The sequence below is a fragment of the Streptomyces sp. NBC_00091 genome (assembly GCF_026343185.1).
Taxonomy (GTDB): Bacteria; Actinomycetota; Actinomycetes; order Streptomycetales; family Streptomycetaceae; genus Streptomyces.
Genome location: NZ_JAPEMA010000001.1, coordinates 3,236,049 through 3,247,750 on the forward strand (window position 1 = coordinate 3,236,049; position 11,702 = coordinate 3,247,750).

An 11,702-nucleotide genomic window follows, 5' to 3' on the forward strand; every position below is an offset into this window, starting at 1 on the left:
CGTCCCGTTGCCCGGGGTGTGGGTAATGACTAGTCTTCTCGAATGACCCTTACTTACACCTTCGATCCGGCCGTCGACCCCGCCCTGCGCGACGGCATCGCGCAGCTGTGGGCCGAGGTCACCAACGCCGGCGGCGCGGTCGGCTTCGTCCCGCCCGTCACCCTCGACGACATCCGGCCCGCGCTGGTCAAGCACCTCGTCGCGCTGGCCGAGGGCCGCCACCGGCTGCTGGTCGGGCACGACGCCGGGGGAGCGGTCGCGGCCGTCGCCTTCCTCGCCTTCGAGCCGCACCCGTTGCGCAAGCACTGGGTCTGGGCGTACACGGTCATGGTCAGCCCCGCCCTCCAGGGCCGCGGCGCCGGGCGGGAGCTGATGGCCGCCCTCTCCGACGCGGCGCGCTCGCTGGAGGGGATCGAGGCCATCCGCCTGGAGTGCCGGGGCGGCATGGGGCTGGAGCGCTTCTACGAGGCGTGCGGCTACAAGGAGGTCGGCCGCGTCCCCGACGCCATCCGCGTGGCCCCCGGCGACGACCGCGACGACATCACGATGCTGCTGCCGCTGCTCTGACACCCTCGGGGCCGGAGCGGGGGACCGGCGTGCTTCACTGGACGGGCACGTGCCGACGTATCCGACGTATCCGACGAGAGAGAAGGGGTCACCGTGTCCCTCAAACCGAGCGCGACGATCCGCTACACCGCGATGCGTCTGGGCATCTTCGTCGGATGTCTGGTCCTCGTGGCCCTCCTGGTCAACCTGGGCTGGGTGCCCGCCGGGCTGGGCGACGCCAACTTCGCCTGGGTCGTGCTGCTCGCGCTGGTGATCTCCGCGCCGCTGTCCTTCGTCCTGCTGCGCAAGCAGCGCGAGGAGATGTCCGCGCAGATCTCCGGACGCGTCGCGGATGCGAAGCAGAAGCTCGCCGCGAACCGCAGCCAGGAGGACGCGGCCGACGACGCCGCGCGAGCCTGAGCTGACGCCCGCCGGGCTGACGCCGGCGTGAGCTGACGGAAGCCGGTTAGCTTCCTCACAGCCTGCCCGCCGACTCCGCGCGGCCCCCTTGCGTACCGAAGAGCCCCAGCGCCGGGAACACCCCCCGCCGCGCTGGGGCTTCGGCGTTCCCGGGGGCCGGCGGGGCCGGTGGGTCCACTCCCGTGCGATCGGCACTCAAAGCAAGCCTTTGAGATTCTCAAAGCAGAAGTGTTAGCGTGTTGAACATGTTGACCGCAGCCGCGCACCCGATGATCCCGAGCGTTCCGCTCGTGGCGCGCCTGCATGTCGACCTCTGCCGCCGCGTGTCCGCGGCCTGTTGCTGTTGCCGCTGAATCCGGCACCACAGCAGCGGTCCCCGGCCGGCCCGGCCCCTTTCTGGCTGCCGCCGTACCGCACCCCTTGCAGAAACCTTCCGCCGTACGTCCGTGCGTCCCCCCGGAGAGTGTCCGTGTCCACGTCCGCGTCCCCGCAGGCCCAGGCTCCCGCCAAGGCCTCGCCCAAGTTCCCCTTCTGGGCCCAGATAGTCGCCGGCCTCGCGCTCGGCGTCCTCTTCGGCTGGCTCGCCCGCAGCCAGGACGTCAGCTGGCTGAAGACCACCCTCGAGCAGGTCGGCGACATCTTCGTCCAGCTGCTCAAGCTGGCCGTCGCCCCGCTCGTCTTCTTCGCGATCCTGGTGTCCATCACCAACCTCCGGAAGGTGAACAACGCCGCGCGGCTCGCCTCCCGCACGCTGCTCTGGTTCATGATCACCTCGCTGATCTCGGTGGGCATCGGCCTCGCGATCGGCCTGCTGACCGACCCGGGCGCCGGCACCGGCCTCACCCCGGCCGACGGCAAGGAGCCCAAGCGGCACGGCTCCTGGATCGACTTCCTGACCGGCATCGTGCCGAAGGACATCGTCACGCCGTTCACCGAGCTGAACGTCCTCCAGATCGTCTTCCTGGCCGCCGTCGCCGGTATCGCCGCCCTCCAGCTCGGCAGCAAGGCCCAGCCCGTCCTGAACCTCGCCGAGTCCGTCCTGGAACTCCTCCAGAAGGCCCTGTGGTGGGTCATCCGCCTCGCCCCGATCGGCACCGTCGGCCTCATCGGCACCGCCATCGCCAGCTACGGCTGGGAACTGATCGGCAAGTACGCCACCTTCACCGCCGACGTCTACATCGGCTCGGCGCTCGTCATGTTCGGCGTGTACCCGCTGCTGCTCGCCACGGCCGCCAAGGTCAACCCGGTCCACTTCTTCAAGGGCGCCTGGCCCGCGATCCAGCTGGCCTTCGTCTCCCGCTCCTCGGTCGGCACCATGCCGGTCACCCAGAAGGTCACCGAGCGCCTCGGCGTCCCGAAGGAGTACGCCTCCTTCGCCGTCCCCTTCGGCGCCACGACCAAGATGGACGGCTGCGCCGCGATCTACCCGGCGCTCGCCGCGATCTTCATCGCGAACATCTTCGACGTGCAGCTGGGCATCAAGGAGTACCTGCTCATCGCCTTCGTCTCGGTCGTCGGCTCCGCCGCCACCGCCGGCCTGACCGGCGCGACCGTGATGCTGACGCTGACCCTCTCCACGCTGGGCCTGCCGCTGGCCGGCGTCGGCCTGCTGATGGCGATCGACCCGATCCTGGACATGATGAGGACGGCCACGAACGTCGCAGGTCAGGCCGTCGTCCCGGTCATCGTCGCCGCCCGCGAGAACATCCTGGACAAGGAGGCCTACGCCGCCGCCTCGTCCTCCCCGCTGGACGAGCCGGCCGCAGAGCCGGTGAAGGTGGCCGTCGCCGCCTGACCCTGCTTGACGCCGCCGCGCAGCCGCCGCGCAGCCGCCGCGCAGCCGCACCGCAGCCCCCGCCCCCGCCCCCGTCCGGGCGGGGGCGTTTGTGGTCTCCCTACAAGGGGCGGGCGGGATTTCCGGTGCAGGTGCCGCTCGTGGGAGGCCTCGCGGGGTGGCGAAGATGATCTTGACCGGCGGACCGGCCGGTCAGGACATCACGTACGGGGGAAGTACATGCACAGCGGATACTCGGTCTTCGCCGGGACCATGGCCGACCTCACCTACCCGCAGGTGGAGGAGGCGGCGGCAGCGGGCGCGTGCGTCCTGCTGCCCACGGGCGTCATCGAACAGCACGGCCCCCACCTGCCCCTGGGCACCGACGCCTACGGCGCCTACCAGCTGTCCCGGATGGTGAAGGACGAGCTCGACCGGCGCCAGGTGCCGGCGCTGATCGCCCCGCCCGTCTTCTGGGGCGTCAACCAGGTGTCCGGCGGCTTCGCCGGCACCTTCCGCACGCGCCCCGAGACCGCGGCCGCGCTGCACTTCGACATCCTGGAATCCCTCGCCACGGACGGGTTCCAGCACATCTTCGTGATCAACCACCAGGGCGACATCGCCCACAACCGGATGCTGCTCGACGTCGTGACGCGCCGGCACGAGGCGGGCAGCACGGGCGTCGTCCTCATCGAGCCGGACTTCATCGCCGACCGCCTGGGCGAGGAGACGAAGACCCCCGCCCTGGCCACCTTCGCCATGCAGCCGCTCTTCGAGGGCCTGGAACTGAGCGGTGAACTCGGTGTCCACGCCGAGGAGATCGAGAGCGCGCTGATGATGCGCTGGTTCCCCGAACTGGTCGACCACGACGCCATGTCCCGGCTCCGCCCGACCGGCCTGGGCCCGGCCGACCTGGCCGAATGGCGCAAGGGAGGCGAACACGCCCGCAGGGTCACCCCCCAGGGCTACTTCGGCGCCCCCAGCCCCCGCGACCCCTTCCTGTGGCGCTTCCACCAGCGCATGGCCCACGCCATGGCCGACGCCGTGACCGCCTCCCTCGCGTAGGCCGCCCCGGCGGGGCTCAGACCGTCTGGCCCCGGGTGAAGGCGACGGCCGCCAGGAGGAAGGGCGCGGCGTACCACCAGCGGCCGAGGTTGCGGTGGAAGACCGGGACGGCCGTGAGGAGGAGCCCGGCGAAGCACAGGAAGACCGAGACGTCGGCGGTGAAGCGGACATCGTCGTGGAGCTGGTCGTACGGGGAGTCGGGCCGCAGGGCCAGGGAGACGTAGCAGAGGTACGCGGCCGGCAGGTAGATCAGAGCCAGGGGCACGGCGAGCACCCACCGCAGGCAGCCCCGGTCCTCGGGCAGGTCGATGGTCGTCATCCCGCCATCCTCGCTGCCGTCAGGACAGCTTCCACACCCGGACCGTGCCGTCGTCGCTCGCACTGGCGAGGGTCTTGCCGTTCGGGCTGAACGCCACCGAACCCACGGCGCTGGTGTGCCCGTTGAGGGTCGCGGTGTGGGTGCGGGTACGGACGTCCCACAGCCGGACGGTACGGCCGCCCCCGCTGGCGAGGGTCTTGCCGTCCGGGCTGAACGCCACCGACAGGACGGGGCCGTTGTGGCCGGTGAGGGTGTCGGCCTTGGCGCTGGTGCGCGTGGCCACGTCCCAGAGGCGGATGGTTTTGTCGCCGCTCGCACTGGCCAGGGTTTTGCCGTCGGGGCTGAACGCCACTGAGGCCACGGGCTCGGTGTGGCCGGTGAGTTCGGCAGTGGTGGAGCGGCTGGCGACGTCCCAGAGGCGGACGGTGCTGTCACCGCTGCCGCTGGCGAGGGTCCTGCCGTCCGGGCTGAACGCCAGCGAGGCCACGGGCTTGGTGTGGCCGGTGAGGATCGCGGTGGTGGTGAGGGCGCCGAGGTCCCAGAGACGGATGGTCTGGCTTTCGTCGCTCCCGCTGGCGAGGGTCTTCCCGTCCGGGCTGAACGCCACCGAGCGCACCGTGCCCGTGAGGCCCGACAGGGCGCCCAGGCCGCGGCGTCCGGGGACGTCGGACAGGCGGACGGAGCTGTCGCCGCCGGCGGCGAGGGTTTTGCCGTCGGGGCTGAAGGCCAGGCACGTCACGGATCTGTCGTGGTCGAGGAAGGGGGAGGAACCGACACGGGTGGGTACGTCCCACAGCCGGATGCTGCGGTCGCTGCTGCCGCTGGCCAGGGTGCGGCCGTCAGGGCTGAACGACACCGACTCCACGGAGCCGGTGTGGCCGGTGAGGACGTACCCCAGGCGGACGCCGCCCGCGCCGGGGCTGTCGCCGTCGCCGCCGGACAGCCGCAGCGCCGCGTACGTCCCGCCCGAAGCCGCCGCCAGCGCCGCGAGCCCGCCGAGGAGGAGGTTCCGGCGGCGCGGCCCGATCTGGGGCGTGAGGTCGGTGGTGGGAGCGGGCGCGGCCGGGTTCCGCAGCAGCCCGCGCAGGCACTCGGCCGTGGTGGGTGCGTCCGGCCGCGCGGCCGGGTCCTTCGCCAGCAGGGCGGCGACCAGTTCCGCGAGCGGGGCCGGCACGTCCGCCCGTACGGCGTCCAGCGCCGGCGGAGCCTCCTCCAGGTGCCGGCGCATCAGCACCCACGGCGTCTCGTTGTCCGCGAATGGCGGCGCGCCGGTCAGCAGCGCGTACAGCACGCACCCGAGGGCGTACAGATCGCAGCGCGCGTCGACGTGCTCACCGCGCCACTGCTCGGGCGCCATGTAGGCCGGCGTACCGAACACCCGGCCGGTGGCGGTCAGCCCGCCCGTCGCGTCGGCGGTGCGGGCGATGCCGAAGTCGCAGATCTTCAGGCGGCCGTCGGTGAGGAGGAAGAGGTTCGCGGGCTTGAGGTCCCGGTGCACCACCTTCTGCTCGTGCGCGGCCGCCAGCGCCTCCGTCGCCTGGAGCGCCAGACCGAGCGCCTCGGCCGGCGGCAACCCGCCATCGCCCGCCGAGCGGGCCAGCAGATGGGCGAGGTCCTGCCCCTCCAGCAGCTCCATCACGATGAACAGCCGGTCCTCGTGCTGCCCGATGTCGTGGACGACCGTGATCCCGGGATGCCGCAGCCGCGCCCCGATGGCCGCCTCGCGCCGGAACCGGCGCAGCAGCTCCTCCGACGCGTCGAACTCCAGCAGCACCTTCACGGCGACGGCCCGGCCCAGCTCGACGTCGTACGCCTGCCACACCTCGCCGATCCCGCCCTGCCCGAGCCGCGCGTCCAGCCGGTACCGCCCGACCAGCTGCTCCCCCGGCTGCATCCCGCCCCCTGGCTGCCTCTGTCAACGCCTGTGCGTGCAGAGGTCATTGTGTAGCAAGGAAGCCCGTCCATACCGAGGGGGTGAAGGCGAGGTGGGGGAGCGCGGTGTCCTTGGAGTCGCGGACGTGGATCGTGGCGCCCAGCTTTTGCTGTTCCCGCCCCCTCGACCCGCTGAATCCGTCAGGGTGAGGGACGTGCAACCAGGCGCAACGCGCTCGACAGGGAGGGACCCCAGGGCCTTACGGTTCGTGGGTAAGGATCCCGAGTCCGTAGATCACGAATCACCCGCTGTGCGGGTGGGCGAGGGCACGAAGGATCTCCTCGTTCAGGGGTGGACGGCAGACGAGCAGACCACGGGCGAAAGCTCGAAGGACGTTCCGATCCCGGACCACGAGACTGTTGTCAGGGTTCCGAGGCGGATGAACCCGCTTCTCCGGGAGGCGCTCCGTGTCGCAGAGTCTGACTGATCTCTCCGACCTCATCGGGTCGGTGCAGGAGCAGGCCGTGCATCTGGAGATGCGGGACGGGTACGGCGTCGGCAACGAGATCGACGGTTTCGCCGCCGGGAAGGAGGGTCACCGGCTTGACCCTGATGACCGTGCCTCATGGTGGCGTCCGTGGCTCGACCTCGCGCATGAGGTCACGGCCAAGGGAGTCGTCATCCGTAAGGCACGGATCGTGTCCGAGCCCGTCAGCGATTACATCGCCTTCGAGCATTCGTTCACCTTCGCCAACGTGGCCGGCGGGGAGCAGGTGCGTTGGTTTCCCCGACGCAACGCGTCGGACCTTGCTCTCCCCGGGAACGATTTCTGGTTATCCGCCGGTCGCCTAGGCCAGTTCAACATCATCGACGGCGTAGGCCGGTGGGTGTACACCGACCAGACCGAAGAGCCCGCCGTAGCCGCACACTGCGCGGCAGCGTTCGAAGCCGTGTGGGAGCGCGGAATCCCGCACGAGAAGTACGCCGTCTGAATCGCGGGCCGGTCAGTTCATGCCTTCCTCTCCCCTCTCCAGCGTCGAAGCAGCACGGGCCGCCGTAGCAGCCCGTCTCCAAGGGCTCATGAAGGACGCGGGGCTTACAGGGCAGGAGCTGGCCGTGCGGTGCGGCTGGCACAAAGCCAAGTCGTCCCGTATCGCCCGAGGCATCACCCCGCCCTCCGACGCGGACATCCGGGCATGGTGCGCAGCCTGCGGCTTCGAGGATCAGGCTGTCGACATCATCGCGGCCTCCCGAAACGCACAATCCATGTACGTCGAGTGGAAGCAGATCCACCGCGACGGGATGCGCCACATCCACGAGAAGACGGTTCCGCTCTACCAGCGGACCCGTTCATTTCGCGTGTACGCGTCGAACGTCATGCCGGGGATGCTCCAGACCGCCGGATACGCCACAGGGCTACTCAAGGCCATCACAGCCTTCCAGGGCACCCCCGATGATGTTGCCGACGCCGTACGGGCCAGGCAGGCCCGATCCCGGGTCGTCAGGGAGGGGGACCACCGCTTCGCGATCCTCCTTGAAGAGACGGTTCTCTACTACCGCGTCACTGACGATGCGGCCATGGGGGAGCAGCTGGAGTACCTGCTCACGGTCATGGGTCAGCCGAACGTGTCCCTTGGTGTCATCCCCGCCAGGGCCCGGCGGACCGTATGGCCGCTCGAAGCCTTCTATGCCTTCGATGACCAACAAGTAGCGGTCGAGACCCTCACTGCTGAGATCAACCTGACCACGCCGGGAGAGATCCACACGTACCTCCGGGCCTTCTCGGAGCTGTCTCAGGCAGCCGTGCGTGGAACGCCGGCTCGTGACCTAATCGCCAAGGCCATCACCGCACTTGAGTGAATCTGTGCAACCGCGTGCAACAACGTGGAGCACCTCGTACTGCCCTCCCTAACGTCGTCAGCACACCGATGAAGGGGTGGACGATGACGGCCAGTACGGAACCGGCGCGGTGGCACGAGGCGCCGCTGTCGCTGCCCCTGAGGGAACCCCAGCCCGCCCCTCAGCCGGTATCCGATTGCCCCGAGTGCCTCCGGCTGGACGTGCTGCGGGGTACCGCGACCGATGGCGAGTTCGTGCACCACGCCCCGAACTCCAAGATCCGCACCCGACCGCTCATGGTGTCCGTCGAGGACCGCATCGCGGCCGCAGGGTTCGAGGTCGACAAGTCCCTGTGGGGTACGGCCGCCGACTGCAACCAGCCCGCATGCTGCAGCGACGGCGGCTGCTGCTGATCCAGCCGCTCCGCCTGTCGGACGGCGCCGGCCGAGAGGTGAGCCCCGGGTGCGGCCAATGCGCCCGGGGCTCACCCGTGAACAGAGGTATAGCGCATGACAGTTGATGAGATCCTGTCAGGCCAGAGCAGGGTCACCGTGTTCCGGATGTTCGGCGCGGTCTTCGGCTACGCCACACACTGCCTGGACGACCGGAACCTGGGCGACGTCGCCGTCGTCGGGCCCCTGACTCCTGGTGTCGAGTGGGGGCGGTTGTGGCAGATGGCTCGAACGATGTGCCGATCCTCCGACGGGGACGGTGAACATGCCCGCTGGATCATGGCGCAGGCGAACCGCTCGTTCATCTGCGGCAGCGACGTGGTCGTGAAGTTTCCCCAGGGGGCGTGGAAGCTTGCCCGCGGCAAGGGGGCCGACCTCGGCGGGTACTGCAACCGTGACCAGCTCTGGACAGGGAACCTGACCGTGGAAGAGGCAACCCCGGAGCAGGTGGCCGCATACCGCCCCATCTACACGGCATAGACAGCCCGGGGTGGGCTTTGGCCTGCCGGCGGGGTGGTCCGGATCGAGGTGGTGGATGCGCGTCGCGACCGGATCCCGATCCTCTGGGACGCGGACCTGAGCGCGGAGGTGGATCTGCCTACAGGCGGCAGGCCAGGAGGATCGTGACCGGTGGCGGGACCATCGCGATCCAGCCCGACCAGCGGGCCGCCGCGGCCAGGGCGGGGCGTCGCCGGAGCAGCCGGAAGGCGAGGGCGAGCAGCGGGGTGGTCGTCCAGGACGCGAACCAGAAGACCTTGAGGACCGCCACGGCCTCGGGGTGGACCTCCTCGGCCATCCCCGCCAGGGCTCCGAAGAGGAACGCCACCGGAACCAGGGCCACCGCCAGGGCCGTGCCCCACGCCAGCGTCGTGTCGGATGCGGCGCGGTCGGGGGTCGGGGCGGGGGTCGTCTCGTGCATGGGTACAGCCAAGCGGCCGCGGGGGCCGGTGCGCCTGCGCCCGGGTACTCAGGCCGACGGGTCCTCGTACTCATCCGCCAGGGCGATCGTCCGCCACCGTGACGCGGGCGGCCGGGACCCGGCGACCCTCGACATAACCACTCAAGTACGGAGGTAAATCCACCCAACCCCCCCTCCGGCTCCCCGCTCACTCACATGGGTGAACTGTGCCAACTCGGCTGGATTTGAGGGTGGTTGGCTGGCATATGCTCGCCCCACAACAACAGATCTGAGACGGCCCCCGCCGGGACTGGCATCCCGGACGAGGGCCTGACCAACTAGGAAGTTAGGGCTTCCCAATGGCTCGTAAGCAGCCTAACGCGCGTTCGCGCGCCTCGTCCCGGGTTCCAGCCGGGGCCGTCCCTTCGGGTGTCATCCACGTCAACGTGCGGCACACCGATCACTACACCGTGGTGGGCAACCACCTCGCCCAGCACCGCGCACTGTCGCTGGTGGCGATCGGGCTCGCGCTGCACATCCAGTCGCTGCCCACCGGTGCCCGCGTCGGCATCAAGGTGCTGACCGACCGGTTCCCGGAGGGGGAGGTGCGGATCGCCTCCGCCCTACGGGAGTTGGAGGCGTACGGGTACCTGGAGCGCAGCCGCGTACGGACCGAGAGCGGGAAGCTGCTGACCCGGACGGTGTCCTACAACCGGCCGCGCGGTCCCGTCCCGCCGCCGGAGGAGCCGCCGCCTCCGCCGGTGGACCGGGCGCCTGTACCGGAGCCGGAGCCCGCGCCCGTGCCCGTACCGGAGCCCGCTCCGGTGCCGGTGGCGCCGCCCGCGCCCGTGGCCGCGCCCGCCCCGCCGCCGGAGGCAGCGGCGGCCGTCGATCTGCTCGCCCGGCTGCGGGAGGACGACCCCCGGCTGCTGCTCGCCGAGCGGGACGTACGGCAGCTCGCGCCCGGGGTGGCGGCCTGGCTGGAGCGCGGGGCCGAACCGCAGGCGGTGCGGCACGTGTTGACCGGGGACCTGCCCGCCGATCTGCGGCGCCCCGCCGCCCTGATCGGATACCGCCTCAGGGAGGGGATCCCGCCGCGCATGCCCGCACCGGCGCCCGCCCCGCAGGCCCGGCGGCCCGACCCCATGCAGAACTGCGACGGGTGCGACCGCGCCTTCCGCGCCCCCGCCCCCGGCCGCTGCCGGGAGTGCCCGCCCGAATCGCCCCTCGCCGCCTAGGGTCGTAGCACCTGTCCAACCCCATCGCCGCAGCTAGAGGGACTGCAGGGTTCTGGACCCAGAGCAGCGCAGCCGGCCTCGACCGGGGTTTAGGAAAAGGTGCTCACTTGATTCCAGCTCTACCGGCGCGGCTCATGGGATGGAGCCTGTCCGTCAGGGACAGGCTCCTACGGCGGTATCAACAGGTCAGCGGCGGCGCTGAGCCGTGGTGAGTGCCGGGTCTCCCACGGTTGGTGTCGTCTGCTGCACCCACGGGCCGAACTCGTCGTTCTCCCCGCCAACGCAGTCGAGCCCCTCGATGTCTGCCCTGAAGTTCAGGAGCACATCACATCGTGTTTCCCAGATCTCCCCGGTGGTCGTCTGCACCTCGATCGCGACGTTCTCTTGGACGAACTCCGCCTCGGAGTCAAGGCCGGCTACAGAGATGGAGCAGGCGTTCTCAGGATAGTTCGGATGTTCCACCGGGTCGGTCAGGTCGTACCACGTGTATGCAGCGTTTGTGGTATTCCGAAATCCGACGTATGCGGTTCCGTTGTTGAGCGCGGCCTTGATTGTCTTCTGCGGGCCTTGGGTTTCTGTGAACAAGCCATAGTTGTAGGCGTCGACGTCGTTGCACTGGCCGTTGTTTGCCGGGGGAGCGGGGGGAGTGGGGTTCGTCTGCGATGCGCTCTGGCTGCAGTTGATGTTCTGGGTACCGGTGAAGGTGTTGCCCTGGCCGACTTGTCCCGCCGGGAAGCAGGCGACGGTGACCGAGGGCACGTCGAGGAGCGACAGTAGCGATCCGTCGTCCGCGGCGTGCCCAGTGCCCGCCCCGAGGAGCAGAGCGGCCATCGCGGTACCGGCGACGGCCGCCACCCTCTGCCTCTTCTTGAGTTCCACTTGGACCTTTCCTTTCGTCGTCTACTTGAGCTGTTGGCCGAGGCCGACGGCATTGGCCGGCGCCGGAGACAGCCCGGAGGCAAGGCCCGTGATCTGGTGCTTCGCGTCCCGGACCGTCGGGGTGAGAAAGCGGAGCGACAGCAGGTTGTCGAGGCTGAGGGGACCGGCCGGGGCGCCGACGCTCGGGCGGTCGGCCGCTGGAACAGCCTGGGCGGTGGGAGCGGAAACGAGCCCGACGGTGATCGCGAGGGCTAACCCCGACACGACGCGGGCAATGGTGGGGTGGGCCATAAACGTCCCAACGCAACCCGCAGTGCCCCGTTATGGGTGATGGACCGGGCGGGGCGGCTCCTTCACCCGAGTGGTCGCCCCGGTTACGCGATTCGGCCCCAACGCCAC

General features: G+C 70.1%; 15 protein-coding genes. 9 read left to right on the top strand and 6 right to left on the bottom strand.

Going from position 1 to position 11,702, the window contains the following annotated elements:
- Positions 1-42: 42 nt before the first annotated feature.
- The 4 genes from OOK34_RS15070 (at position 43) to OOK34_RS15085 (ending at position 3,805) form a co-directional block, all read left to right on the top strand.
- Positions 43-567, top strand: coding sequence for a GNAT family N-acetyltransferase (locus OOK34_RS15070; RefSeq protein ID WP_267034379.1), 525 nt, complete (start codon positions 43-45; stop codon positions 565-567).
- Between the two features lie 93 nt (positions 568-660).
- On the top strand, positions 661-966 hold the full coding sequence (locus tag OOK34_RS15075) for a DUF4229 domain-containing protein (protein WP_267034380.1): 306 nt from the start codon (positions 661-663) through the stop codon (positions 964-966).
- 469 nt (positions 967-1,435) lie between these two features.
- Entirely contained in the window at positions 1,436-2,761 is a 1,326-nt protein-coding gene (locus OOK34_RS15080) for a dicarboxylate/amino acid:cation symporter (protein ID WP_267034381.1), read from the top strand.
- 219 nt (positions 2,762-2,980) lie between these two features.
- Entirely contained in the window at positions 2,981-3,805 is an 825-nt protein-coding gene (locus tag OOK34_RS15085) for a creatininase family protein (RefSeq protein WP_267034382.1), read from the top strand.
- A 16-nt stretch (positions 3,806-3,821) separates the two neighbouring features.
- Here OOK34_RS15085 and OOK34_RS15090 read toward each other — a convergent pair whose 3' ends face one another.
- The 3 genes from OOK34_RS15090 to OOK34_RS15100 are packed head-to-tail and all read right to left on the bottom strand — an operon-like array spanning position 3,822 to position 6,217.
- Positions 3,822-4,124 carry a hypothetical protein gene (locus OOK34_RS15090; RefSeq protein WP_267034383.1) on the bottom strand — a complete coding sequence of 101 codons (303 nt, stop codon included), beginning with the start codon at positions 4,122-4,124 and terminating at the stop codon, positions 3,822-3,824.
- A 19-nt stretch (positions 4,125-4,143) separates the two neighbouring features.
- On the bottom strand, positions 4,144-6,018 hold the full coding sequence (locus OOK34_RS15095) for a WD40 repeat domain-containing serine/threonine protein kinase (RefSeq protein ID WP_267034384.1): 1,875 nt from the start codon (positions 6,016-6,018) through the stop codon (positions 4,144-4,146).
- Positions 6,019-6,061: 43 nt separating this feature from the next.
- Positions 6,062-6,217: a DUF397 domain-containing protein gene (locus OOK34_RS15100; RefSeq protein WP_267034385.1), complete on the bottom strand. Its 156-nt coding sequence runs from the start codon at positions 6,215-6,217 to the stop codon at positions 6,062-6,064.
- 247 nt (positions 6,218-6,464) lie between these two features.
- On the opposite strand from OOK34_RS15100, the gene OOK34_RS15105 reads away from it, so the two are divergent.
- The 4 genes from OOK34_RS15105 to OOK34_RS15120 all read left to right on the top strand — a co-directional run bounded on the left by OOK34_RS15105 (position 6,465) and on the right by OOK34_RS15120 (position 8,768).
- Complete coding sequence (locus OOK34_RS15105) at positions 6,465-6,989, top strand: DUF6879 family protein (RefSeq protein WP_267034386.1); 525 nt, start codon at positions 6,465-6,467, stop codon at positions 6,987-6,989.
- 19 nt (positions 6,990-7,008) lie between these two features.
- Positions 7,009-7,857 (top strand): helix-turn-helix transcriptional regulator, encoded by an 849-nt coding sequence (locus OOK34_RS15110; RefSeq protein WP_267034387.1) that lies wholly within the window; start codon positions 7,009-7,011, stop codon positions 7,855-7,857.
- Positions 7,858-7,940: 83 nt separating this feature from the next.
- The gene (locus OOK34_RS15115) at positions 7,941-8,249 is read left to right on the top strand and encodes a hypothetical protein (RefSeq protein ID WP_267036941.1); all 309 of its coding nucleotides are present in this window, start codon (positions 7,941-7,943) and stop codon (positions 8,247-8,249) included.
- Positions 8,250-8,345: 96 nt separating this feature from the next.
- Positions 8,346-8,768, top strand: a complete 423-nt coding sequence (locus tag OOK34_RS15120) for a hypothetical protein (protein ID WP_267034388.1) — start codon at positions 8,346-8,348, stop codon at positions 8,766-8,768.
- 118 nt (positions 8,769-8,886) lie between these two features.
- Here OOK34_RS15120 and OOK34_RS15125 read toward each other — a convergent pair whose 3' ends face one another.
- A complete protein-coding gene (locus OOK34_RS15125) occupies positions 8,887-9,207 on the bottom strand; it encodes a hypothetical protein (RefSeq protein ID WP_267034389.1) in 321 nt (106 codons plus the stop codon).
- Between the two features lie 425 nt (positions 9,208-9,632).
- Here OOK34_RS15125 and OOK34_RS15130 point away from each other — a divergent pair, with 425 nt between their 5' ends.
- Positions 9,633-10,424, top strand: a complete 792-nt coding sequence (locus OOK34_RS15130) for a helix-turn-helix domain-containing protein (protein WP_267034390.1) — start codon at positions 9,633-9,635, stop codon at positions 10,422-10,424.
- Between the two features lie 186 nt (positions 10,425-10,610).
- Here the strand turns inward: OOK34_RS15130 and OOK34_RS15135 are convergent, their stop codons facing one another.
- Positions 10,611-11,303: a hypothetical protein gene (locus OOK34_RS15135; RefSeq protein WP_267034391.1), complete on the bottom strand. Its 693-nt coding sequence runs from the start codon at positions 11,301-11,303 to the stop codon at positions 10,611-10,613.
- Positions 11,304-11,324: 21 nt separating this feature from the next.
- Positions 11,325-11,594 (bottom strand): hypothetical protein, encoded by a 270-nt coding sequence (locus OOK34_RS15140; protein WP_267034392.1) that lies wholly within the window; start codon positions 11,592-11,594, stop codon positions 11,325-11,327.
- Between the last annotated feature and the right edge of the window lie 108 nt (positions 11,595-11,702).

What these genes read in the sequence shown, in the direction of transcription:
- OOK34_RS15070 (WP_267034379.1), top strand. Translation starts at nt 43, where the DNA reads ATGACCCTTACTTACACCTTCGATCCGGCCGTCGACCCCGCCCTGCGC.
- OOK34_RS15085 (WP_267034382.1), top strand. Translation starts at nt 2,981, where the DNA reads ATGCACAGCGGATACTCGGTCTTCGCCGGGACCATGGCCGACCTCACC.
- OOK34_RS15090 (WP_267034383.1), bottom strand. Translation starts at nt 4,124, where the DNA reads ATGACGACCATCGACCTGCCCGAGGACCGGGGCTGCCTGCGGTGGGTG.
- OOK34_RS15095 (WP_267034384.1), bottom strand. Translation starts at nt 6,018, where the DNA reads ATGCAGCCGGGGGAGCAGCTGGTCGGGCGGTACCGGCTGGACGCGCGG.
- OOK34_RS15110 (WP_267034387.1), top strand. Translation starts at nt 7,009, where the DNA reads ATGCCTTCCTCTCCCCTCTCCAGCGTCGAAGCAGCACGGGCCGCCGTA.
- OOK34_RS15115 (WP_267036941.1), top strand. Translation starts at nt 7,941, where the DNA reads ATGACGGCCAGTACGGAACCGGCGCGGTGGCACGAGGCGCCGCTGTCG.
- OOK34_RS15120 (WP_267034388.1), top strand. Translation starts at nt 8,346, where the DNA reads ATGACAGTTGATGAGATCCTGTCAGGCCAGAGCAGGGTCACCGTGTTC.
- OOK34_RS15125 (WP_267034389.1), bottom strand. Translation starts at nt 9,207, where the DNA reads ATGCACGAGACGACCCCCGCCCCGACCCCCGACCGCGCCGCATCCGAC.
- OOK34_RS15140 (WP_267034392.1), bottom strand. Translation starts at nt 11,594, where the DNA reads ATGGCCCACCCCACCATTGCCCGCGTCGTGTCGGGGTTAGCCCTCGCG.